The organism is Methylobacterium sp. C33D (assembly GCF_053345825.1).
Genome location: NZ_JBKFAV010000161.1, coordinates 1 through 330 on the forward strand (window position 1 = coordinate 1; position 330 = coordinate 330).

General features: G+C 68.5%; 1 pseudogene. It reads right to left on the reverse strand.

The annotated features are described in order from the left end of the window. Positions 1-131: 131 nt before the first annotated feature. Positions 132-330: pseudogene (locus tag ACLBXO_RS31860) on the reverse strand (LysR family transcriptional regulator); the annotation flags it as partial.

Below are 330 nucleotides of genomic sequence, written 5' to 3' on the forward strand. Positions count from 1 at the left end.
CTCGCGAGAACACAGAGTTTTAGAAACTCAGCCTTACGGATTCCGAGAGATGGGTGGCCCGGCCTCCCTGACGTGGCCGGCCTTTCCTCACCCGGCGGACGGGCGTCCCAAGCCGACGGGTGCGCCGGCCTTCAGACGGGTGGAATGACGGCACCCAGGGACGCGCGGATGCGCGGCGTCGCGAAGTCGAGGAACGCCCGAAGCTTGAGCGGAAGGCGCCCGTGCTCGACATGGACCACGCTGTCCGGGACCGGGTCGAGCTCGTACGACCGCAGCAGGAGGACCTGTCGACTGCCGGCGACGAGGGGTGCCGCCTGGTACGACAGGACC